We start from the raw sequence: 22358 nt of genomic DNA, 5'->3' as shown, positions 1-22358 counted from the left end.
CAGCTTTTTTAAAATATTGTTGTTGTACTACTTAATACATTCAAACTTAACCACCAGCTCCCAGCGTTTGCGGTTCTCTACCAGCTTAAACATAGGGTCGGCGCTGTCGTTAAATTCGCAGCGGCGTATATTGGTAAAACCTGCTTCGCGCAGCTCTTTCTCGGTCGATTCCCAGTCCCACAGCCACAGGTGCTCCAGGTAACCAAACAGGTGCTTGGTAACAGCCATAAAGTTACGCGGGCGTACTTCTACACCCATCATCATACGTTTTATAAGCGTGATAGATGCTTCAGGGTCTTTCTTCACATCCTTATCGTTCACGTAATCGCGCACCAGCACTTCCAAATCGGGCATAATAATGCGGAATATGCCACCCGGTTTCAACATTTTATAGGTATTGCGCAAGGCTATACGAAAATGCTCCAGCGACATGTGCTCCAACACGTGCGAGCAATAAGCGCCGCTAACGGTACCGTCTTTAATACCCGGCAAACCATCGGTAATATCGCCATACTGAACATTTTTATCAAAAACCTGCCCCAGGCTGCTTTTGAGTATGGTACCTAAAATAGGTGTTTTTTGTATCCGCAACGTAGGCGACACATCAAAGTTTTTCCATTCGGGAGGTGCAGCCTGGCCGCAGCCATAATGTACGTAAATGTTTTCTTCTATGGGCATGTTTATGAGGGGATTTGCTGTTGCTATATTTAAAAGGGTAGCTTAAAATTTGCCGTTTTAAATATAGGCGATTTTGAATAAAAAAACAGCGGCTGTGGCAATATTGTAATGGTTACACTTGCTGGTTGTGAAAATTTGAAAATAATATTATTAGCTTAGCACAAACAAAACGTCCCCCCAATATGCTAAACAACCGCAATATACTGTGCATAAGCGGCACCGAATGGCATGGCAATTATATAAAAGCGGTTGTTGAACTGATGAAGGTTTTGTCGGCAAGCAACAAGATATTGTTTGTAGAAAACCCTTACACCTACAAAGATGCCCTTACCGGCGTAAAAGGAAAAAACAAGCTCGACTATGTGCAGGCTATTGGTTTAAAAACCCGTATCAGCACAATAAATACCGAAAATAGCGGCACTGTTTATATCCTTACCCCTCCCCTTGTTTTCCCGGTGAGCTTTTTGCCCGATGGTAAATTTTACCGGGCCATGCTTAACTACAACGGTTGGCTAATGCGCCGGGCCATACGCAAGGCGCTGAAACAGCTGAACATGAACCATGAGCTGATCAATTTCGTATCCTTCAACCCGGGAATGGGTGTAATGACGGGGCGGCGTTTTAATGAGAAAACCTTTATTTACCATTGCTACGATGAAGTAAAAGGGGCACACCCCTGGCTGAGCAAGCATGGCGTAAAGCTGGAGCAAAAGCTGATGAAAATGGTTGATGCTGTTATTGTTACCTCCAAGGGGTTGTTCAAAAGCAAATGCGACGAAACCCAACGCTGCTATGTGGTGAACAATGCAGTAAAAGCATCATTATTTCGCCAGGGCTTTAACCCCGATGTTACCCCCGGCAATAAGGTGGTGGGTTACGTAGGCAGTGTAGATGGCAGGCTTGATTACGATATACTGCAATACCTGTTTACCCAAATGCCCGATGCCACCTTCACTTTTGTAGGCCGAATAGTAAGCGAACGCGGCGAAGCCATATTAAAGAAATACAAAAACGTGAAGCTGGAGGGTGCTAAAGCACCTGAGCTGCTACCCGGCTACAGCAAAACATTTTCGGTAGGCATTATCCCTTTTATTAAGGATGATTTTACGCGTGGTATTTACCCCATGAAGATAAACGAATACCTTGCCGCCGGGCTGCCGGTTATTAGTACGGACTTTAGCGACCTCTCGGATTTTGAGGACGTGATAAAAATTGCCGATAATAAAGAGGATTTCCTGAAACACCTCACGGAAGAAATAAATACCGACACTACCGCCAAACGCGAAAGCCGCCTGGCCATAGCCGAAGGCAATACCTGGGGCAAACGCGCCGAAGAATTGAGCGAAGTAATAGAAACGGTGGAGCGCGAACTATATCCCGCAAAATAATTACCCGGCATGGATTTCGACCCCGAAAACCCAGTTGTAAAACTTTGCGCTGCCGGTATGGCTGCCGAAGCTGAAGGTAAGATAGAAGAGGCCAATACCCATTTTAAGCAAGCCTGGGAAATTGCCACTAACGATTTTGAACGCTTTACCGCTGCCCACTACTGCGCCCGCAACCAACCCGACCCGCTAATAAACCTGCAATGGAATCTTGATTCCTTAAAGTATGCTTTAGCAGCCAACCACGATTCGCTGAAAACGCACTACCCATCGCTATACCTCAACATAGGGAAATCGTACGAGAACCTTAGCGACCTTGCCGCCGCTGCCAACTATTACCAATTGGCTTTAGATAATGCACATTACCTACCCGATGGCGGTTACGGCAATATGCTGAAGGCGGGTATTATGGCTGGTTTACAGCGTACGGGTGTGACACCGTTTAAGCATGGAGTGTTAGATAGTTTAATTGCCAAGTGGTGCGAACGGAAGGACTTGCGGCCCTTATCGCTTGTACTGCCCGCTTATGTGCAATGCACTGGTACGGAGAGTGACATTAATAAACTAATATCGGCTTTGAGTTATTTGAGCGCTACGAGGTGCTTGGATGCGGAGGAGCAGGGAAGCGTTGATAAGGTTATTGCTGAGCTGGCCGCTTAACAAACTACGTCTATTTTCTATCCGGGCTTTTTCGTCATGTCATCTCGAACGAGCAGCGGGGCGGAAAGAGTGCAAGGGCGAGGAGAGAACTTGTACGGCTTGTATTAGTGGCTTTGCATATCGTCGAAGTTCTCTCCTCACGCTACTTCACAGCCCTACCCCGGTTCGTTCGAGATGACATGGTGGATAAATGGCTCTTGATCGGTGGAATCAGCGAAGCAAAAATCTGTGGAATCGGTGCTGCTAATAATACGTCACCCCATCAAATATCGAGCGGGTATAATATATCGGCACAAAAGGTTCTTCGCCTACGTAATCGCATGATACTTTGATGTTGCTGCAATACACATCACCAAATATGCTGGCAATCGAAGCATCCGCAGCATCGCGGCTGGTGGCGATCTTAACCAAACCGTTTAGCGGTATCAATCGGGTGGCATCGAACAGTACCCAATCACCGCCTAAATAGGCTTCAAAACAGGCGTGGAAATCGGGCGGGTTTAGCTGGTAGGCATAGCCGGTAAAATAACGCGCGGGGATGGTGAGCGCGCGGCAAAGAGCGATACCCAGGTGCGCAAAATCGCGGCACACGCCGGCTTGCTGGGTAACGGTATCGTAAGCGGATGTTTCCGAATCGGTAGAGCCGCTGAGGTATTCTACATGTTTATAGATCCAATCGGTAATGGCGAACACCTTCTCGAATGACGACTCGATATGCCCAAAGGTGTTAAATGCCAAACGGGATAGCTTGTCCGACTGGCAATAGCGGCTGGGATTAAGGTAAGGCAACACCGAAGCATCAAAGCTTGATACAGGCAGTTCCTGCACGTTGGAGTGATCTTTCACCTCGTAATAATTATCAACCAGCGCTTCATATTTAATTTTTACGAGCCCGGCTTCTTCGGTAACCAAACGCGCAAAACGGTTCTCACCGTTCATGGCATTTAGTTCTTCAATTTTTATAGGAGGCTCAATGGTGAGTTCTTCGTGCAGCACTTTTTGGTGTGCTGTTATTAGTGCATGTATGTTTAGTATTAAGGTGCTCGGCGCCTTTATATCATATTCTAATTCCGCCGATACTTTAAATTTCATATTGCTATTTGGGTAGTTTTTTAAATGCTTTATCCATCCACTCGCCCGGGATATGCTCCAGGGCATTTTTTAATTCCTCGGCCCATTGGGCAGATACATCTGCCATATCGCGCTGGGTATAACGCTGCTCTATCAGCTCAAACGAGCCTTTTTTATACAGCGCCACGTCTATCGGAAAATCGACATTGTTACTGCTCACCCGCGTACTATCGAACGAAAGAAAACCCGCTTTAAGCGCCAGTTTCATGTCCGAATCTTCGTCGATGGTGCGGTTCAATATCGCCTTTCCGTGCCCCGAGTTCCCAATTATTACAAAGGGCGCGCCAAGGCCCAGTTCTACCCAATTCCCTTCGGGATAAAGCAAAAAAAGTTTGTGTTCTTCGTCGTCTCGCAGTTGGCCACCTATGATGGTATTCAGGTCGAATTTAAAGCCATTCTTCTCCAGTGTGGCGCGGTCTTCTTCTGCCACACGGCGCACCTGTTGGCCAAATGCGTTAACGGCCTGGTAAAGTTTGCTGAACTCTTCGGTCTCCATCAATTCGTTAAAATACACAATAGCTTTATCGCGTACCGACCGCAGCCCGCTGGTCATGATGAACAGCGAGTGATGGTCTTTCTGAACGATGGATATCTTCTTTTTTACGGTGGTATCGGTACCGGTGGTAATGCGTGTATCAGCAATAGCCACCAGCCCCTCTTTTACCTTTATACCTAAACAGTAAGTCATATACAACAAATATACAGACGAGAGCGCCTATTGTTGTTGCTGCTGTTGCTGCTGGATTATCTCCATGTACCGCTCGTAACTATTGCGCGGAGCCGATTTGGTTTCAGCAACCGGGAACGACGCTACTTCAAAAAGTTCCTCTTCATCGGGCAGGTTATCGTCCTCCTGGTAACCTACCGATACCGATACTTCCAGCTTATGCCTTGCCGAACCTTTGTAAACACCTTTCACGGGCGAGCAATCGCTAAAGTTGCGGCCTACGGCCAGGCGCACGTGCATTTCGTTAGCCACGCAATTGTTGGTAGGGTCTAAACCCAACCAGCCATAACCGGGCAGGTATGCTTCGGCCCAGGCATGAGTAGCGCCTTCGCCGCGCATACCATCGCGGCGGGGGCAAATGTAACCGCTAACGTAGCGGGCGGGTATACCTACCAAACGCAGCATCACCATCAGCAAGTGGGCAAAATCCTGGCATACGCCCGATTTTATCTTCCATATCTCATCCAGCGTGGTTTCAACGGTGGTTACGCCTTTTATATACTCGAAGTTTTTATAAACGTATTCAGTAAACTTCAGCGCTGCCTGGTAAGGGGTATCATCTGTTTTGCGCTCGTTCTCTACAATGGGTGCCAGTTCGCTCAGGCCTTCAAAGTATTCCTGTTTCAGGAAATCGATGTAAGGGACGATGTATTTGATGCTGTCTAACTCGTTCCACTGTATGGCCGAAGCTATTTCATCGGTAGGCAATGGGCGGGGGTGTGTACTAACCGATACCTGCGAGTTTATTACCAACAGGTTGTGCGGCTCGCTGTATGTAAAACTGCCAACCTCGTTACCATAATAGTCTACATAGGTATCTATCTGCGGGTTGCCGGTTATCATGATATCCTGCTTCAAAACCTCCTGGTAAATATCCACTATGGGGTACAGGATTATTTTGTTGGCACTATCCCTAACGGGGGTATCGTAAGAGTACTTAGTGATGTGCTGTATCTTAAATTCGGGCATTTCTTCAATGTTTTAATTTGATGATCAGAAATTCTGAAAATGGATCACATAGGATCTCCTCTTCAGATCTGCCGATCATCTCATTTTCAAATTCAAATTAGGAGTTCGCAAAATAATATTCATTCAGCGAATTACCAATTTTATACAGGTCGTCTTTTATCAACGTTAAAAACTGGTGCAAGCCCTGGCTGGTAATGCTTTTTACCGAACTGTATTTGATATTGCTTTGCAGCTTGCCTATCTGGAAAGATATTTCGCGATAATCGTTCACATTGCTGTTGTTCTTCAACCTGTCGAAATAGCGCTGAATATTGTTTACCGAATAAATTACCGAGCGCGGAAAATCGTTATTCAAAATAACCTGCTCAATTACATTCTGCGCTTCCAAACCATCGCGGTAGGTTTTCAGGTAAAGCTCGTAGCCGCCTATAGATAACAGCAGGTGCTTCCAATAAGTAATATCGGTTAGCAGGGTTGGGTTGCTATCGGTAGGCTTGTATTTAATATCAAGAATATCTATCGATTGTATGGCACGCTCCAGGTATTTGCCAATGTTCATAAAGCTGCGGCCCTGGCCACGTTCCATGGTAATTTCGGCGGTGCCGTAGTAAAGCATTACCTGTTTTATGATCACATCCAGCACCGTAATAGGGTCTTCGCGCTGCAGTCGCATGTCCAACTTGGGGTCCTTCACGGTATGGTAATACTCGTTAAGGCATTGCCAAAGGTCTTTGGGGATATGCTCCTGCACGCTACGGGCATTCTCGCGCGCAAAGGTGATGATATTGAGGATGGAGTTCGGGTTGGTTTTGTCGGTAACCATATAGCGCAAAACGGCGCGGCTATCGTTACCCAAGCGTGCTTCCAGCTCCTCATCGTGGCCCGAAAAAATACGGATAACCGGCGACCAGGTGAACCCCTCGGTAGAATCCTGGGAGGAATTATAATTTATCTTCAGCATCCTCAAAATACCGTCGCTCCGCTCAATGTAACGGCTCAACCAATAAAAACTTGCTGCTACTCTACTTAACATATTTTCCTTATTTCGGATATCGAATTTTCGATATCGGATCTTCTTGTCTCTTGATTCTTTGCTCTTGACTCTAACTTAACACCCAGGTATCCTTACTACCACCACCCTGCGAACTGTTCACTACCAGCGAACCTTCGGTGAGGGCTACGCGGGTAAGGCCGCCCGGTACTATCTCAATACCATCCGGGCCGCAAAGGGCGTAGGGCCGTAAATCGATACGGCGGGGTTGCAATATACCGCCAATATAGCACGGCGCTGCCGAAAGGCTGATGGTTGGCTGCGCAATAAAATCACGCGGGGCCTTCAGTATCTCGCCTTTGTATTCTTCAATTTCTTCCTCGCTGGCCGCATGGCCCATTAGCATACCGTAACCGCCGCTGCCATTGGTTTTCTTTATCACCATTTTATTGATGTTTTTGAAAACATGTTCGCGCTCATCCGGGTCGCTCAGGCGGTGAGTAGGTACGTTTTTCAGGATGGGCTCCTCGTTAAGGTAATACCTTATCATATCAGGCACGTAAATATAAGTGGCCTTATCGTCGGCCACGCCGTTGCCTACGGCATTCACGATAGCAACGTTGCCTTTACGGTAAGCGCCCATCAGGCCGGCTACGCCAAGCACACTGTTAGGGTTAAATACCAGCGGGTCTAAATACTCATCATCTACACGGCGGTATATTACATCTATTTGCTGTAGGCCCGTGGTGGTTTTCATGTAAACCTTGTGGTTATTCACTACCAGGTCGCGGCCTTCTACCAGTTCAACACCCATTAAGCGGGCAAGCGTGGTATGCTCAAAATAGGCCGAGTTGTAAATACCCGGACTAAGCAGCACAATGGTAGGGTTGCTCATTTGCCTTGGCGAAAGCGACATGAGGTTTTTATACAGGATAGACGGATACTCGGTTACGCTGCGCACACCGCAATTGGGCAGCAGATCGGGGAAGAGGCGTTTGGTTATCTCGCGGTTCTCCAGCATATAGCTCACGCCCGATGGGGTGCGCAGGTTATCTTCCAGCACATAAAAGGTGCCGTCGTAATCGCGGATCAGGTCCACTCCGGCAATGTGTACGTACACGTCGTAAGGCACATTCAATTGGTACATTTCGCGCAGGAAATGCGGGCAGGAGTAGATAATATCAATAGGGACTATACCATCCTTAATGATGAACTGGTTATGGTAAATATCTTTAAGGAAAAGATTGAGTGCGTTTAGGCGCTGCTTAATGCCACGTTCTACAAATTCCCATTCGGACGCGGTTATGATACGCGGGATAATATCGAAAGGGAATATTTTTTCGATACCCTCGCCGCTGTTATACACGGTGAAGGTAATACCCTGCGTCATGAAAAGCCTTTTGGCCAATTCTTCTTTCCTGTTGAGGTCATCCGGCGATTCGTTAGCCAAATACTCAATTACTTTCTGATAATGCCCGCGAACGCCGTTGGTTTCGTTATACATTTCGTCCCATACGCCATTAATTGCATTGTATTTGTCAAAATGTTGCGATCTGTTCATAAAAACTCTCCCTTAATTGCCTAAACTGCGGCGCGAATGGTTTACAATTTGGTAATATTAATGAATAACCGCATCAAACCCGCAATTTTTTTGGTAAATTATGAAAAAATAAGCCTAATTAATACAAGTTTAATATTATAAAAATGTAAAAACATTAACAAGCTTTTGTTTTTGGCGAGGTTTTAATTATTAATTACAAATTTGGTATTTTGCAGGAACCAAAAACCATGCAAGACAGGTATCTTCCTTTTATAGCCGTCTTTATTTTAACAAGCGTGTTGCTGTGGGTAGCTACAATAGTTACCGACTGCACTTGCCACGGGCTTAACTACTACGCGCTTTCTTACGATATGTTTTCGGGAGCCGAGACCTTCGTGAGTTCGGCAGGTATTTTTATATTGGGGGTATTATTGTATTACGCTTTGCGGCGGTTGTTCAAGCCAAAACGATCAGTACTTAAATATACCTATTGGGCGCTGTTACCACTGGCTGTGTTTAACAACGCTATAGTAACAACCATTCACAATTTAAAAGTGGGAGGGATAGAGCGCTCTATCTGCAATAAAACACGCAACAACGATGGGACTGGTGGCGTGATATCAAAGGGACTTACCTTGAAAGAATACAGATACATCCAAAATTTGCAAGGCGAACTTCTGAACCTTCCGCGCTCTTCGAAAAATATCACCGTCCGCTTTTACGGGGGTGACTTTATTGGCGATTTTATATTGCAAGTAGATGCTATATGCCAAAAGCGTGAAATAATAAAAACAGGTAAAAATTGGCGCGTAAAAAGCACCAGCAAGAAGAATGACACCAAGCTGGTGGTTTATTCTGCTCCGGCGAAATAAAAAAGCCCGATGCTGTGTGCACCGGGCTTGTAAGGATATTTTGCTCAGCCTAAACCGACGGCCTATACCTCCTGGTTGGAGATGAAGGCAACTCCCCTGTTTTGGGCTTTGGCGTTTTTGCGGCGCCCTTCTTTACCTTTTTTCTTCGCCCCCACCAAATGTAAACACCGGTTATGGGCAGCGTTGCAGAAATAATGGCGGCGAAAAATGCCAGGAATTTACCGGGAAGCCCGAAGATAGCCCCAACGTGTATATCGTAATTCATTCGGCGCAAACGTGCTCCAAAACCCGCCTGTTCATAATCGCCTTTGAATGGGTCGTTACGGCGTTCGATGGGTTTTAGCGTATACTGGTCGAGTTCAAAACTATTGTCGCGGTAATATTTTCCCTCAACCATATATACGTTGGAGTAAATAGTGGCTTTATTATTCTCAGGTACCGATATGTAAACCCCGTAAGCAGTAGGATAATCGGCCTTGAATTTGTGCCACAATTTATCTACTGCTAAAATAGGCTGGTGTGCTTTATTGGCTTTAGTGGTATCGGAGAACACCTCTTTATACTCATCTATTATATTACCACCCGAGGTTGCCCAGTATAACGACTGCGACACCCAGTTAAGCCCCCAAACCATACCGGTTAATGCTATGCAAAGCAAAAACACCATTGCATAAAAGCCGAGGATGTTATGCAGGTCGTAATTCTTGCGTTTCCATTGGGTGCTATCCTTCCAGCGGAACCAGTAGCGTTGTTTGGCTGCGCTTTTATTTTTTGGCCACCATAAAACCAGTCCGCTTATAAGCAATATTACAAAACCGAGTGTAGCATAGTTTACAATAGGGCTGCCAATATTATACGGGAACCAAAGCGAACGGTGCCCCTGCAGCACAAAGCCAAAAAAATCAAAACTGCTTTGGGCAGGTGGCACCGCGTGCAATATTTTTCCGGTATACGGATCCAGAAACAGGTTGGCATTCTTTTTACCTACGGTGTATACGGCCTCAACCGCTTTTCCCTTCTGCTGAATAAAGTAGCTTAGTTTCGCGCCCCTGAAATAGTGCGCACCTATACGCTCCATTTGCAGGGGCGATATTTCGGGCTTTTTCTCTACAGCTACTTTACGCCATGGCTCGGCCATGTTGCTCAACTCTTCCTGGAAAACGTAGATAGCGCCGGTAATGCTTACAATGAATACAATTATGCCGGTTATGAAACCCAGCCATAAATGTATTTGCCCTATAACTTTCTTAGCGGTCATTTATCGGTGCTATTAAAAATTAAAGCCAAAGCTTAAACGGTAATTGATGGGTTCGCCGGCGGTGTACATCCAGTCGACATCCGAAATTTGGTAACCCGATGTTGCGTAATTTTTGTTGAAGAGGTTATAGACATTCAGGTTGATGAACATCTTTTTATAAGTATAACCTGCCGATGCTTCGAACAAGGTATAGTTTGGCAAATAGCCCGAGCCAAAACCTCCGCTTATTTGACCGCGGTACTGTCCGCCCGCGCCTAACGAGAAGCCTTTAATGGCGCCCTCGGTAAAGTTGTAGCGTGCGAAAATATTTGCCGTGTGGTTTACCGCACCATAGTTACGCGAACCAACCAGTAGCGGGTTATTATCTTTGGTAATACGGGCATTAGTGTATGCGTAGTTGGCAAACAGGTTGAGGTTTGGCAATATATTGCCGCTGATATCGAACTCCACACCATCACTTACCAGCTGGCCTGCTTGTATCTGGAAGTCGGGGTGCTCCGGGTCGGTAGTCAAGGCGTTGTTTTTTACAATGCGATAAACCGATGCACTGGCATTAAAGCCATCGAAAAGCTGGCCTTTAATACCTAACTCTTTGTTGTAACCCACCAATGGCTTAAATACCTACCCGCTAAAGCTGCGCCCGTTTTGGGGTACAAAAGCACCATCGTATAAACCGTAAACAGAAACGTCTTTAGTAATAAGGTAAGTTAAACCAAAGCGCGGTACCAGTTTATTGTCGGTTTGCTCAACCGGGTCGCTGTAGTTGGCCCAACTTACTGCATTGGTGTAGCGGGCAGCAAGTGTTACTATCAGTTTATCATAAAGCTTAATATGATCCTGCACGTAAAGCGCCTGGTAACGGGTGCCATACTGCGAATCGAAAGAATTAGCATCAAAATTGGTCAACGAATCGAGCGGGATATAGTATGTAGGGGCATTTAAAGCCAATGTAAAACGGCTATGGTCGCCGTAAGTATTGCCGCCGGTGCTGCGTACATCGGTATTACCATAATCAACACCTACTAAAACTTTGTGGTTTATTTTGCTGCCTGTGTTAAACTGGCCATCTAAAAATGCCTGAATAGTTGCCAATTTATTTTTCCAGCCGGTGTAGGCCGAATAACGGTAAATACTATCCTGTGTTGGCGATATGCCTTCGGTATACATCATGTAGCCACCCCATGGGCCATTGGCCATGCCACCCTGCACGTTTATGCGCCAGGTATCGTCCAGTTTGTGGCTTACCTGCAGGCGGTAGTAGTTATCTGCTGATTTAGTGCCGGGGATGTTAGGGTCTATCAGGCCCATCTTACTGGGGATGGCAAAGAACTTACCGTTAATGGTAGGTATGGTTTGCCCGTTGCTTACCGAGCGGCCATACATACGGTTGTATTCGGCAGTTACCGATGTTTTACTCGTACTTCAGTGCCAAAGCCACAAAATTCTTGTTGAATTTACCGAACTGGTAAAAATCATTCTGTTGCTGCAAACCGGCATTCAAACGGTAAGTAAGCGCGCCGTTGGCCGTAACCTCGCCGCCAAGGTCAACGTTGGTACGCATCATGTTGAAGCTACCCGTGCCAAAACCAAAGCTGGCAATGCGATCATGCGTAGGCTGTTTGGTGACAATGTTTACCAAGCCACCGGGTTCGGTATTGCTGATCATGAAGCCTGCGGGGCCTTTTACAAATTCTACACGCTCTATCATTGCGGCATCTGCTTCCTGGTTAAACCAGTAGCCGCTACCTACGCCATTGCGTAAAATGCTGCTGTAAACCTGCGTACCGCGCACATTGAACGAGATATCCTGCTTTGCACCACCGGCTATAATGCCGCTACTGGTACGCAAGATCTCTGATAACGATAGCGCACCAATACTCTTTATGGTTTGCTGCGAGGTTACTGTAATATTCTGCGGAGTTTCTATAAGTGGGGTATTTAACCTAAGTGATGGCGACACGGCTTTAACGGCTGTTGCGCGCTTGCTGGTAATAGTAACCTCGCTAAGCCCGGCCGAAGATGCAGTTAAAACGATGTTTATCTGCGCAGTAACGTCGGCATCTATAACAACGGCGGTATCTACCTTGTTGTAGCCAACTTTCGAAACTTGCAGGCGGTATTTGCCGGGGCGTATATTCTCGATCAGGAACGAGCCTTTCTCGTTAACCTTTGCACCTTGCCCTGTACCTCTTAACTGTACAGAAGCCATATCTACAGGCAATCCAAAATCAGACATTACGGTGCCCGATAGTGCGCCTTTTCCGTTTTGCGCAAAACCGGCAGAAGGCATTAATATTATACCGGCAATTAAAAACGTAAAGCATTTAATAAAAATTTGTAAGTGTTTGTTCATTGTATCTGAGGGGATTAAGTGCGGCGAAGATACAATTATTTATAATTGGTCTAAATAAAATTAAGAAAACTTTTGCGAATAACCCAACATGTGCCCTAATCGCCTTACAAAAATTTCATTAGACAACCGCCCGGCTTGAAACTATTGAAACGGCAGCTATAGAAAAACAAAAAGGCCGGCCCAAAATGAGCCAGCCTTTACTTAAAGCCGTTAAATAGCGGTTTATTTATATCTCTGCCAAATACTTATGCACAAAGCTAATCGCCATGGACCCCTCGCCAACGGCCGAAGCCACCCTATTCATGGCACCTGCGCGTACATCGCCTGCGGCAAAAATACCGGGTATGCTGGTTTCCAGCAGGTATGGGTCGCGGTTCCACTTCCATATCTTTTCAAAATCCTGGCAGCTGTTCAGGTCGCGGCCGGTTTCTACAAAGCCACGGTCGTTTTTAATAACGGCTTTACCCAGCCAATCGGTAAACGGTTTGGCACCAATAAATATATAAAGCGCATCGGCATCTACTTTTCTGCATTCGCCATTGTTGAGGTTTTTAATGGTTAAATGCTGTAAGCGGTTTTCGCCACGGGCCTCGGTAATTTCGCAGCAAGGTAGCAGCGTAATATTGTTCACGCCGTCTATCTGATCGATAAGGTATGCCGACATGGTGGCCGTTAGGTCCTCCTTACGGATGAGGATATAAACCTGTTTGGCAAATTTAGAAAGGTACATAGCGGCCTGCCCTGCCGAGTTACCGCCACCTACAATGTATACATTGGCATCTTTGCATGATGCAGCCTCCGTCATGGCGGCGCCGTAGTATATGCCTGCGCCGGTAAACTGGTCGATACCCGGCGTGGTTAGCTGGCGGTAATCAACACCGGTGGTTATTACTACCGATTTGGTGAGCACTTCTGTACCATCGTCCATCACCACGGTTTTATAGTTATCTTTCAGCTTAATTTCCTTTACCGATTGCGGCGACAGAAAATCGGTACCAAAACGGGTAGATTGTGTAATGGCTCTGCGCGTGAGGTCGGCACCGCTTAGGCCCGCCGGAAAACCGAGGTAGTTCTCTATCCGCGAACTGGTGCCCGCTTGCCCGCCCGGTACTTTACGCTCTATCAGCAAAGTCTTCAATCCTTCTGATGAACCATATACCGAAGCCGCTAAGCCCGCGGGCCCTGCGCCTATGATAACCACATCGTACAATTCGTTCTTGGCCGATTGGCTTAGGCCTATTTTGGCGGCTATATCACGTACCGATGGTGTTTTCAACAAAGCACCGTCGGCAAATATGATTGCGGGGAGGTCCTTTGCTTCCAGTTTATTAACCTCAGAAAGTTTTTTTGCTTCATCTGAATGGGCATCCAGCCATAAATACGGCACCAGGTATCCCGAGAGGAATTCCTTAATGTCGTGCGATTTTGGCGAGAACTGGTAGCCGATAACTTTTATACCCTTAAAATCGGGGCGGTAGTTGCCCTGCCAGTCTTCCAGCATATCGGTTATTACGGGATACAGTTTTTCCTCGGGTGGGTCCCATGGCTTGGTGAGGTAATAATCGAGCTTTACATCATTAATGGCTTTTATAGCCGCATCGGTATCAGCATAAGCAGTAAGCAATACGCGCTTGGCCTGCGGGAAAAACGTTAATGCCTTGCACAGGAAATCAACACCCTCCATTTCGGGCATGCGCTGGTCTGATACGAACATCGCCACTACTTCGCCTTTATTCTTTAGCTCCAGTAAACTGTCTAAAGCTTCTTTCACGGATGTGGTGCTCAGTATGCGGTAATCTTGCCGGTATTGGCTTTTTAAATCGCGCGTTATGGCCCGCAGTACCTGCGGGTCGTCGTCAATAGCAAATATGATAGGTTGGTCCATGTTTTTTGGTAGTGTTTAGTCGTCGTTTAAAGGGAAACAAATTTCAAACTCGGTATCCCCCGGTACCGAATGCACTTTCACGGTGCCGTTGTGCTGCCTGATGATGCGGCTCACCACATCAAGCCCCAGCCCGGTACCTTTGCCCATTTCCTTGGTTGTAAAAAACGGGTCGAATATCTGCGATTGCAGTTCTTCGGGTATGCCCGGCCCGTTATCTTTTATAATTACCTGCACAAACTGACGGTCTTTACGGGTGCGTATCTCCAGCGTGCCGCCGCCGTTAGGCTCCATGGCATCAATGGCATTATCAATCACGTTGGTCCAAACCTGGTTTAGTTCTCCCGCCATGGCTCTTACCTGCGGCAGTGTCAGGTCAAAATCTTCCACCAGTTTTACATTGCCCTTCTTCAGCTTGTAGTTAAGCATAGTAAGGGTATTGCGTATACCTGCGTGTATGTCCATCAATTGCTTATCGGTATCGCGGTCCATGTGGGTAAAGTTCTTCACCGATGTAACCAATTGAGAAATACGCTGCGCCGATTCTTTCACATCGTCTATCATTTTGGTGGCCAGCAGGTAATTGTTCACCCAGGCCAGTACAATTTCCAATTGCGGGGATGGCGTGCAGGCGTTCATGTGGTCGAGGTCGGCAGGCTTAAAATCAAAATCCACCAGGTTCTCGGCAAACTCCAGTTTTTTAATATCGTGGTCAAGCAACCAATCGGCAAGGGCATCCTCGTGGTCGGCCTTATCCATCATGCTCAGCACGGGACGGTCGGTTTGGTTGGCGCGGCTTACCAGTAATTCGTTCACCTTATCTACCTTTTCGGGCTTCATATTCAGCGATACGATAGCTTTGAACATGGCAGGCAGGTTTTTTATCTGCTTATCCAGCGATGATGCACCGCGACTGATAGCCGCAGCGGGATTATTCAATTCGTGCGCCAAACCGGCCGATAGCTTACCTAAGGCAAACATCTTTTCGTTTTGCTGCTGCAGCGATGTAAAATCGCGTACGCGGCTGGTCATGGTGTGTACCAGGGCCTCGGTGAGTTCGTAGTGTATTTTGGTGGCTTCTTTTATCTTATCAGCAGGCACGGTTAGCAAACGCACCCTTCTAACGCATTCGCCAAAGCCCGGCGTTTTTTTTGCGCGCGAGAATGGCAGGTAGCCCGTTATCCCCTGCTCGCGTATCACGGCTATTTCGCGGTACTTGCCACCTTGTGTAGCGCATATACGTATGCGCCCTTCGAGCAATACCGTGGTATATTTCACGGCATCGCCAAATTCAAATACGCGTTCGCCTTCTTCAAAAGTAACTACCTCGCCGGCATCTAAAAACCATTGCAGCTGGTCGTCTGGCACTTCGCTTAATACGGGGATGGCCTTTAGTTCTTCTAAAGTAACCTCAAGTTTTACGTCGTTCATGGCTCGGGTATATAAGGGCCGCCAGGTACACCCCATCCCCATTGGGGCATAGGTGCATCGTGCTGCAAAGGGTTATCAGTAAGGTTAGAATTTATTACAGCTATGCGGCTGCCCCACTCCAGGTAAGCAACCAGGGCAGACCGAAACTCGGGGTCATCGGCTACGCCCACCTCGTCGGCGCTTTCCAGCAGCAGGGTCATCCAACGTTGGCGTTGTGCTTCGGTTAGCAATTTTCCAATATGGTGCGATACCATTTTGGCGTGGCTGCCTTCATCGCCTTCTGTATAAAGCGGCGGTCCGCCGAATACCTCGCCGATAAAATGCGCCACGTGTTTGGTATGCGCGGCCGACATACTTTTGAACACCGGGTGCAGCAATTCGTCTTTCAAAACCTTATCGTAGAACACCCTGGTAAGGTTCTCCAGTGCATCATTGCCGCCCACCCAGTTGTACAGGGTTGGTACGTTTTTCATAGTTCATAAAATTAGTAATAAAAAACGCTTGGTTGCAAACTCGTACCTAACGGAAAATAATTGGCATGGCGGAATGGAAACTTAAATAGAGTATATTGTATTGCAAAAACATAGCGATGGGTTTAAAACCCATCGCTATGTAAACGGCACCGGCCGCGTCCAGCCCGTAAAATAGTCGCAATAACACCCTGTTATGGTGGCTTAGCGGCCGTATATTTGATAAACTGATATAAACCAAAACATTATGCAAAAGATAGCACCGTTTTTATGGTTCAACGGCAATGTGGATGAGGCCATTGAATATTACACTTCCGTGTTCAAAAACTCGAGTATTAAGAATGTGCGCCGCTTCCCCGGCGAAAGCCCGGATAAACAAGGGAAAGTATTCACGGCTACCTTTGAGTTGGAGGATGTGGAGTTTATGATACTTGACGGCGGGCCTATGTACAAGATAGATGGCCCGGCTATTTCATTTTTTGTGAAGTGTAAAGACCAGGCAGAGGTTGACGAGCTTTGGGATAAACTTGCCGAAGAAGGCACACCGATGAAGTGCGGCTGGATAACTGATAAATACGGCGTATCGTGGCAGATCATCCCCGATGTTTTGGGGCAGGTATTGGGTGGTGCCGATGCCGCCGGTGCGCAGCGAGCCATGCAGGCCATGTTGCAAATGGTAAAACTGGACGTTGCCGCTTTAGAGGCTGCTTATTACAATAAATAATACCCCATAGTTATGAGAACCCCTAAAAACGTTGAAGAATATTACAGTTGGTTTCCGCAAGAGGCGCAGGACGCCATGGATGATGTTAAACGAACCATTTATGAAGTGATGCCCGATGCAGAAGAAAGCATCAGCTACGCTATCCCTACCTATAAATACAAAGGGCTGCTGGCGCATTTTGCCGCTTACGAAAAACACATCGGGCTTTACCCCGGCTCGGAAGCCATTGTTGTTTTTGCTGAGGATATCGCCGCCAACAAATTCAAAAGCGCAAAAGGCTCTATTCAATTCCCGTTGAATAAACCCATGCCGCTGGACCTGGTGAGGAAGATAGTGGAGTACCGTCTACAGGAGAACTTAAAGGCGCCTAAAAAGTCTAAGTAACCAACGGTAAGCGTCGTTTATTCCCGAAAGCTATGAGTTTTTGCGGTAAATTATTAGTTACCACCACTTAAAGTAAAACAAAACGGGGCGATGTTTTTTCTTAGGTAAATCAATTAAAATGCCTAAGTGGTTAAAAATATCGTTAAAAGTGCTTGGCGCGCTCATTCTGCTGGTTGTATTGCTGGCGGTGGGTGCCACTATATATGTATCTAATAACAAGGAAAAAGTACTGGCGCAGGTCATTAAAAAACTCAACGAGAATTTAGATGGCTCGCTTACCGTTGGCGATATCCGCCCGTCGTTCTTCTCCAACTTCCCCGATGTATCACTATCGTTGAGGGATGTAGTTATCCGCGACAGGCAATTCCCTAAGCACCACCATACTTTACTCAATTCAAAAGAATTCAATGTATCGGTTAACGCTGCTGCTTTGCTGCGTGGTGTTATCAGCATCAACAATATCGATATAGATAATGCAGCTATCGACCTGTATACCGATAGCCTGGGCTACAGCAATACCTCGGTTTTCAAGAAAAGCAAAAAAGAGAAAGTAAAGGCTGAAGCGAACGAAAGCAATTCGTCTACCCAATTGAAGCGCTTTAGCCTGGCTAATGTAAACTTCACCATCGATAATCAAAAGGCGCACAAGTTGTTCAATTTCGCGGTGAGCCAGCTTGCCGGTAAAATGACTTATCCCGATACTGGCTGGCATGCCAATGTACACCTGAATGTGTTGGCTAAAAGCCTTGCGTTTAATACTAAACGTGGCAGTTTTATTAAAAACAGGCAGATAAATACCGATTTGGATGCCGGTTTTAATGAAGAAACGGGCAAAATATCCGTAAAGTCCAATAATTTCGATATCGGTGGCGATGTGTTCGGCTTAAATACCCTGTTTGTTACCGGCGAAGGCGATGATAGTTTTGCATTCCACCTCACTAACGAAAAGCTGTTGTGGCGAAGGGCATCGGCTTTGCTGGCTCCGAATATTCAGCGCGTGTTGAATAAGTTTAACTTAGATAAGCCTATTAATGTAAAAGCCATTATCTCGGGCAGTTTCGGTGGTGGCGACCCATACTTTAACGTTGCTGCCGGGGTTACCGATAATAAACTCACCATACCGGGTGCAGTTATTGATGATTGCAACTTTGATGCGGTTTTTACCAACGAGAATATAAAAGGAAAAGGCTTTAGCGATGCCAACTCAGTTATAAGGTTGAAGAAATTTAGTGGCAGCTACAGCCATTTACCTTTTAAGATAGATACGGGCAGCATTACCAACCTGGAGGTGCCTATTGCTACGGGTAACTTTAAAGCAAACTTTCCGGTTACCAACCTTAATTACCTGCTTACTGGTAATGTGGCCAAGTTTACCAAGGGGCAGGTGGCTATGGACCTGCGCTATAAAGCGGATGTTGTAAACCTGCAAATAAACAAACCGGCGGTACAGGGTACCATCGGGCTTAGCGGCGCCAATGTGCGTTATGTGCCACGCAACCTCAACCTAACCAACAGCTCTATTTTGCTTGATTTTAAAGGGAACGACCTGTTCCTGAAAAACATCAGGCTGCAAAGCGGGCAAAGCATTGTAAAGATGGAAGGCGCGGTAAAGAATTTTATGAACCTATATTACAGCGCGCCCGAAAAGATTTTGATAGACTGGCAAGTGAGCAGCCCGCAAATTTACCTGGGCGAGTTTTTGGGTTTCCTGGATAGTGCCAAGCCATCAAAAGCGCCGAGCAAACCATCCGGCAACAGCGCCGATATGGTTAAGCGCCTCGCCGAAGTACTAAACAGCGCAAAAGCGGATATGCACATGAAGATAAACGAATTGCATTACCGCAAATTTTTAGCGAAAGATGTTAAGTCCGACCTGCTGCTGTCTGAAGATGGTATTCGTATCAAGCAGCTGGCTTTAGCAACATCGGGCGGCTCGCTAAAACTAAACGGCAACCTGGTGCAGAAGGGCAAGGTGAACGATTTTATTATGCAAACCGACATCAAGGGCGTGAACGTGAGCCAGTTTTTTTATGCCTTCGATAACTTTGGTTTGGGCGACCTCACCAGCCAAAACCTGCGGGGCAATTTATCGGCACTTACCAGCACCACCGGCTCAGTTACCAATACCGGCGATATTGTAAAACACTCTATAAGGGGTAAAGTAAAGATCACGTTAAGCAACGGAGCTCTGCTCAACTTTAAGCCGATAAAAAGTGTGGGCAAGTTTGCCTTCCCTTTCCGCGATCTGGATAACATTACCTTATCTACCCTCAATGGCGATTTCGATATTATGGGCGATAAGATAACCATTAACCCCATGGAGATCAGTTCGAGCGTGTTGAATATGGATGTGGCCGGTGTTTACGGGCTAACTAACGGAACCGATATTGCTTTAGATGTCCCCCTGCGCAATCCCAAAAAGGACGAAGACATTACCGACCCCGAAGAATTGAAGAAGCGCCGCTTTAAAGGTATTGTATTACACATCCGTGCGCACGAAGAAGAAGGTAAATTGAAAATTGGCTGGAACAAAAACCATAAGTAATACAAGATACCGAACGGTATATTTCAGGGCTTTGTAAACGTTTTACTTCTAAGCAAATAAATACCATACCAATTGGTATATTTGTTTTATGGAAAGCAAATTATCCAAGGCCGAAAAGACCCGCCAATTCATTATTGAAACTACTGCCGATATCTTTAATACCAAAGGATATGCCGGCACCTCCATGTCGGATATTACGGATGCTACCCGCCTAACCAAGGGCAGCATATACGGCAACTTCGAAAATAAAGAGGATGTTGCCTTGGCTGTTTTTGAGCACAACTACAGCAAAGTGCGGCAGGTAATACGCGAACGCATAGCCCAAGCCACCACTTTTCACCAAAAATTGATGGTTTATGTGCAAGTTTACGACCATTTCACCCGCACAGCGCATTTCCCCCGCGGTGGTTGCCCTATTTTAAATACCTCAACAGAGGCTGATGATACCAACCCCCTGTTGAAAGAGCGTGCAGCCAAAGCCGTATTGGAATGGAAGCAAAACATACAAGATCTGATCAAGGAAGGCATAAATGCAAAGGAGTTTAAATTCGATGTGGACGACGAGCGCATAGCCCTTTCGCTTATTGCACTGATAGAAGGCGGCATTATGATAGCCAAGGTAACCGATAGCCAAAGCAACCTTAACCGCGTGATGAAGACCGCCGAACTACTGATCAAAATGATACGCGTGTAAAAATTTTGACATAAAATATACCAATTGGTATATTTTATTAATTACTATTGCATCGCCATCGGGAAGCATCAAAACGCACGAAATAAAAAATACCGATTGGTATATTACCATGTCGCCACTAAAAAGACAACTACTTATCTTCACCGTTATCCTCGCTGCGGTTATGGAGCTTATAGATACATCGATAGTGAACGTTGCACTATCCTACATGAGCGGCAATTTGGGTTCTACACTCGAAGATACCTCTTGGGTTATCACCTCTTATGCCATTGCGAACGTTATTATTATCCCCATCACCAGCTTTTTGACTACTAAACTCGGGCGGCGGAATTATTATATCGGCTCCATCATCCTGTTCACCATTTGTTCGCTGATGTGCGGGCAGGCAAGCAACCTTTGGGTGTTGGTACTGTTCAGGTTTTTGCAGGGCTTGGGCGGTGGGGCACTGCTTTCGGTATCGCAGGCGGTGGTATTCGAGCTATTTCCTAAAGAAAAACAAGGCGTTGCAAGTGCGCTCTTCGGTATAGGCGTTTTTATTGGTCCTACCATCGGCCCTACATTAGGCGGGATTATCACTGAAGATATTTCCTGGCCATGGATATTCTATATTAATATCCCCATAGGCATAGCCGCTGCGGTATCATGCTACTACCTGCTCACCGAGCCGCCCATTAAAACCGAAGCAAAAAGCATCGACTGGACCGGCATAGCCCTGTTGGCCATTGGCGTAAGCACGCTGCAAACCGTATTAGAGCGCGGCGAAACCGAAGACTGGTTCGAAACCAATTACATCATCTGGTTTACCGTGATAGCCATTGTTGCCCTAACCGCATTTGTTTTGTGGGAGTTAAAAGTGCCTCACCCAGTGGTGAACCTGCGCGTACTCAAAAGTAAAACACTCAGCATCGCCGCCATTCTCACATTTGTTACCGGCATTGGTATGTTCACCTCGGTATTCCTTACACCGGTTATTGCACAACGGCTGCTGGGTTTCACACCATCGCAAACTGGATTGCTACTATTGCCCGGCGCAATACTGGCGATAGTAGGGCTCATGATATCGGGTAAACTCTTACAAAACGGCGTGCCTGCAGTAGCAATTATAGCGGTTGGCTTTTTATGCTTTATTTACTTTAACTGGCGCATGGCACAGATAACGCTCGAGTCGCCCGCTTCCGAAATTACCTATACGCTTATTTTTCGTGCATTGGGGCTGGCATTTTTAACCGTGCCATTAACCGCGTTGGCCATATCGTCGCTGGCGGCAAAGGATGTTCCGCAGGGAGCAGCACTTAATAACATGATGCGGCAGTTGGGCGGTTCGTTCGGCATATCGCTTATCAATACCTATTCGTTCCAGCGCACAGCCTCGCACCGTACCGACCTGCTTACCCACATTACCGAGGGTAATGCCTTGGTAACCGCCCGCCTGAACGGCTATGTGGCCAACTTCCAAAAACACGGCATAGGTTTATTAGATGCGAAAGCAAAAGCGATGAAACTGCTGGATATGGGCGTGGTAAAACAATCAACCCTGATGAGTTACCTGGATAGCTATATGCTGATAGGGCTGCTATTCGTGCTGGCACTACCGCTACTACTTTTTGTACTGAAAGCCAAAAAGCCGGTACCGGGCGTAATCATATCCGACCATTAATTAAAAA

21 protein-coding genes are annotated in these 22358 nt (G+C 46.5%); 8 read left to right on the top strand and 13 right to left on the bottom strand.

Annotated features, from left to right (window positions below; all coding sequences use genetic code 11):
• Positions 1-27 precede the first annotated feature (27 nt).
• Positions 28-678, bottom strand: coding sequence for a class I SAM-dependent methyltransferase (locus BC343_RS23105; protein ID WP_202909844.1), 651 nt, complete (start codon positions 676-678; stop codon positions 28-30).
• Between the two features lie 182 nt (positions 679-860).
• On the opposite strand from BC343_RS23105, the gene BC343_RS23100 reads away from it, so the two are divergent.
• On the top strand, positions 861-2066 hold the full coding sequence (locus tag BC343_RS23100; protein ID WP_078350175.1) for a glycosyltransferase: 1206 nt from the start codon (positions 861-863) through the stop codon (positions 2064-2066).
• A 9-nt stretch (positions 2067-2075) separates the two neighbouring features.
• Positions 2076-2723 carry a hypothetical protein gene (locus BC343_RS31430; protein ID WP_202909843.1) on the top strand — a complete coding sequence of 216 codons (648 nt, stop codon included), beginning with the start codon at positions 2076-2078 and terminating at the stop codon, positions 2721-2723.
• A 243-nt stretch (positions 2724-2966) separates the two neighbouring features.
• On the opposite strand, the gene BC343_RS23090 is transcribed toward BC343_RS31430, so the two are convergent.
• The 5 genes from BC343_RS23090 to BC343_RS23070 form a co-directional block, all read right to left on the bottom strand.
• Positions 2967-3815 carry a transglutaminase-like domain-containing protein gene (locus BC343_RS23090; RefSeq protein ID WP_078350174.1) on the bottom strand — a complete coding sequence of 283 codons (849 nt, stop codon included), beginning with the start codon at positions 3813-3815 and terminating at the stop codon, positions 2967-2969.
• Positions 3816-3819: 4 nt separating this feature from the next.
• On the bottom strand, positions 3820-4542 hold the full coding sequence (locus BC343_RS23085) for a peptidase (RefSeq protein ID WP_078350173.1): 723 nt from the start codon (positions 4540-4542) through the stop codon (positions 3820-3822).
• 27 nt (positions 4543-4569) lie between these two features.
• Positions 4570-5550: a transglutaminase family protein gene (locus BC343_RS23080; RefSeq protein WP_078350172.1), complete on the bottom strand. Its 981-nt coding sequence runs from the start codon at positions 5548-5550 to the stop codon at positions 4570-4572.
• Positions 5551-5647: 97 nt separating this feature from the next.
• A complete protein-coding gene (locus tag BC343_RS23075) occupies positions 5648-6583 on the bottom strand; it encodes an alpha-E domain-containing protein (protein WP_078350171.1) in 936 nt (311 codons plus the stop codon).
• Between the two features lie 70 nt (positions 6584-6653).
• Entirely contained in the window at positions 6654-8102 is a 1449-nt protein-coding gene (locus BC343_RS23070; protein ID WP_078350170.1) for a circularly permuted type 2 ATP-grasp protein, read from the bottom strand.
• 227 nt (positions 8103-8329) lie between these two features.
• Between BC343_RS23070 and BC343_RS23065 the strand changes: the two genes are divergently transcribed.
• Positions 8330-8953, top strand: a complete 624-nt coding sequence (locus tag BC343_RS23065; RefSeq protein ID WP_078350169.1) for a hypothetical protein — start codon at positions 8330-8332, stop codon at positions 8951-8953.
• A gap of 49 nt (positions 8954-9002) precedes the next feature.
• Here BC343_RS23065 and BC343_RS23060 read toward each other — a convergent pair whose 3' ends face one another.
• From BC343_RS23060 to BC343_RS23030, 7 genes are all read right to left on the bottom strand, one after another.
• The gene (locus BC343_RS23060; RefSeq protein ID WP_078350168.1) at positions 9003-10211 is read right to left on the bottom strand and encodes a PepSY-associated TM helix domain-containing protein; all 1209 of its coding nucleotides are present in this window, start codon (positions 10209-10211) and stop codon (positions 9003-9005) included.
• 12 nt (positions 10212-10223) lie between these two features.
• Entirely contained in the window at positions 10224-10817 is a 594-nt protein-coding gene (locus tag BC343_RS32005) for a TonB-dependent siderophore receptor (protein ID WP_162276923.1), read from the bottom strand.
• A 15-nt stretch (positions 10818-10832) separates the two neighbouring features.
• On the bottom strand, positions 10833-11594 hold the full coding sequence (locus BC343_RS32000) for a TonB-dependent receptor domain-containing protein (protein ID WP_078350166.1): 762 nt from the start codon (positions 11592-11594) through the stop codon (positions 10833-10835).
• A gap of 28 nt (positions 11595-11622) precedes the next feature.
• Positions 11623-12564, bottom strand: a complete 942-nt coding sequence (locus BC343_RS23045; protein ID WP_078350165.1) for a TonB-dependent receptor — start codon at positions 12562-12564, stop codon at positions 11623-11625.
• A 226-nt stretch (positions 12565-12790) separates the two neighbouring features.
• The gene (locus tag BC343_RS23040; RefSeq protein ID WP_078350164.1) at positions 12791-14449 is read right to left on the bottom strand and encodes an FAD-dependent oxidoreductase; all 1659 of its coding nucleotides are present in this window, start codon (positions 14447-14449) and stop codon (positions 12791-12793) included.
• A gap of 15 nt (positions 14450-14464) precedes the next feature.
• Positions 14465-15877 carry an ATP-binding protein gene (locus BC343_RS23035; RefSeq protein ID WP_078350163.1) on the bottom strand — a complete coding sequence of 471 codons (1413 nt, stop codon included), beginning with the start codon at positions 15875-15877 and terminating at the stop codon, positions 14465-14467.
• The gene (locus BC343_RS23030; protein WP_078350162.1) at positions 15874-16350 is read right to left on the bottom strand and encodes a group II truncated hemoglobin; all 477 of its coding nucleotides are present in this window, start codon (positions 16348-16350) and stop codon (positions 15874-15876) included. Before BC343_RS23030 ends, BC343_RS23035 begins: the two co-directional genes overlap by 4 nt.
• A gap of 244 nt (positions 16351-16594) precedes the next feature.
• On the opposite strand from BC343_RS23030, the gene BC343_RS23025 reads away from it, so the two are divergent.
• The 5 genes from BC343_RS23025 (at position 16595) to BC343_RS23005 (ending at position 22351) form a co-directional block, all read left to right on the top strand.
• On the top strand, positions 16595-17071 hold the full coding sequence (locus BC343_RS23025) for a VOC family protein (RefSeq protein ID WP_078350161.1): 477 nt from the start codon (positions 16595-16597) through the stop codon (positions 17069-17071).
• Between the two features lie 12 nt (positions 17072-17083).
• Positions 17084-17455, top strand: a complete 372-nt coding sequence (locus tag BC343_RS23020; protein ID WP_078350160.1) for an iron chaperone — start codon at positions 17084-17086, stop codon at positions 17453-17455.
• 118 nt (positions 17456-17573) lie between these two features.
• Complete coding sequence (locus BC343_RS23015; protein ID WP_078350159.1) at positions 17574-20000, top strand: AsmA family protein; 2427 nt, start codon at positions 17574-17576, stop codon at positions 19998-20000.
• A gap of 88 nt (positions 20001-20088) precedes the next feature.
• A complete protein-coding gene (locus BC343_RS23010) occupies positions 20089-20694 on the top strand; it encodes a TetR/AcrR family transcriptional regulator (protein ID WP_078350158.1) in 606 nt (201 codons plus the stop codon).
• A gap of 109 nt (positions 20695-20803) precedes the next feature.
• Positions 20804-22351, top strand: a complete 1548-nt coding sequence (locus tag BC343_RS23005; protein WP_078350157.1) for a DHA2 family efflux MFS transporter permease subunit — start codon at positions 20804-20806, stop codon at positions 22349-22351.
• The last annotated feature ends 7 nt before the right edge of the window (positions 22352-22358 follow it).

It is taken from the genome of Mucilaginibacter pedocola (assembly GCF_002013915.1).
In the GTDB taxonomy this organism is placed as follows: domain Bacteria; phylum Bacteroidota; class Bacteroidia; order Sphingobacteriales; family Sphingobacteriaceae; genus Mucilaginibacter; species Mucilaginibacter pedocola.
Note: the sequence above shows the minus strand (reverse complement) of the source record. Positions and strands in the feature narration are given on the sequence as shown.

Excerpts from the sequence above, each read along its gene's own strand:
- BC343_RS23105 (WP_202909844.1), bottom strand. The coding sequence starts at position 678 with ATGCCCATAGAAGAAAACATTTACGTACATTATGGCTGCGGCCAGGCT.
- BC343_RS23100 (WP_078350175.1), top strand. The coding sequence starts at position 861 with ATGCTAAACAACCGCAATATACTGTGCATAAGCGGCACCGAATGGCAT.
- BC343_RS31430 (WP_202909843.1), top strand. The coding sequence starts at position 2,076 with ATGGATTTCGACCCCGAAAACCCAGTTGTAAAACTTTGCGCTGCCGGT.
- BC343_RS23090 (WP_078350174.1), bottom strand. The coding sequence starts at position 3,815 with ATGAAATTTAAAGTATCGGCGGAATTAGAATATGATATAAAGGCGCCG.
- BC343_RS23085 (WP_078350173.1), bottom strand. The coding sequence starts at position 4,542 with ATGACTTACTGTTTAGGTATAAAGGTAAAAGAGGGGCTGGTGGCTATT.
- BC343_RS23080 (WP_078350172.1), bottom strand. The coding sequence starts at position 5,550 with ATGCCCGAATTTAAGATACAGCACATCACTAAGTACTCTTACGATACC.
- BC343_RS23075 (WP_078350171.1), bottom strand. The coding sequence starts at position 6,583 with ATGTTAAGTAGAGTAGCAGCAAGTTTTTATTGGTTGAGCCGTTACATT.
- BC343_RS23070 (WP_078350170.1), bottom strand. The coding sequence starts at position 8,102 with ATGAACAGATCGCAACATTTTGACAAATACAATGCAATTAATGGCGTA.
- BC343_RS23065 (WP_078350169.1), top strand. The coding sequence starts at position 8,330 with ATGCAAGACAGGTATCTTCCTTTTATAGCCGTCTTTATTTTAACAAGC.
- BC343_RS23060 (WP_078350168.1), bottom strand. The coding sequence starts at position 10,211 with ATGACCGCTAAGAAAGTTATAGGGCAAATACATTTATGGCTGGGTTTC.
- BC343_RS32000 (WP_078350166.1), bottom strand. The coding sequence starts at position 11,594 with ATGTATGGCCGCTCGGTAAGCAACGGGCAAACCATACCTACCATTAAC.
- BC343_RS23045 (WP_078350165.1), bottom strand. The coding sequence starts at position 12,564 with ATGAACAAACACTTACAAATTTTTATTAAATGCTTTACGTTTTTAATT.
- BC343_RS23040 (WP_078350164.1), bottom strand. The coding sequence starts at position 14,449 with ATGGACCAACCTATCATATTTGCTATTGACGACGACCCGCAGGTACTG.
- BC343_RS23035 (WP_078350163.1), bottom strand. The coding sequence starts at position 15,877 with ATGAACGACGTAAAACTTGAGGTTACTTTAGAAGAACTAAAGGCCATC.
- BC343_RS23030 (WP_078350162.1), bottom strand. The coding sequence starts at position 16,350 with ATGAAAAACGTACCAACCCTGTACAACTGGGTGGGCGGCAATGATGCA.
- BC343_RS23025 (WP_078350161.1), top strand. The coding sequence starts at position 16,595 with ATGCAAAAGATAGCACCGTTTTTATGGTTCAACGGCAATGTGGATGAG.
- BC343_RS23020 (WP_078350160.1), top strand. The coding sequence starts at position 17,084 with ATGAGAACCCCTAAAAACGTTGAAGAATATTACAGTTGGTTTCCGCAA.
- BC343_RS23015 (WP_078350159.1), top strand. The coding sequence starts at position 17,574 with ATGCCTAAGTGGTTAAAAATATCGTTAAAAGTGCTTGGCGCGCTCATT.
- BC343_RS23010 (WP_078350158.1), top strand. The coding sequence starts at position 20,089 with ATGGAAAGCAAATTATCCAAGGCCGAAAAGACCCGCCAATTCATTATT.
- BC343_RS23005 (WP_078350157.1), top strand. The coding sequence starts at position 20,804 with ATGTCGCCACTAAAAAGACAACTACTTATCTTCACCGTTATCCTCGCT.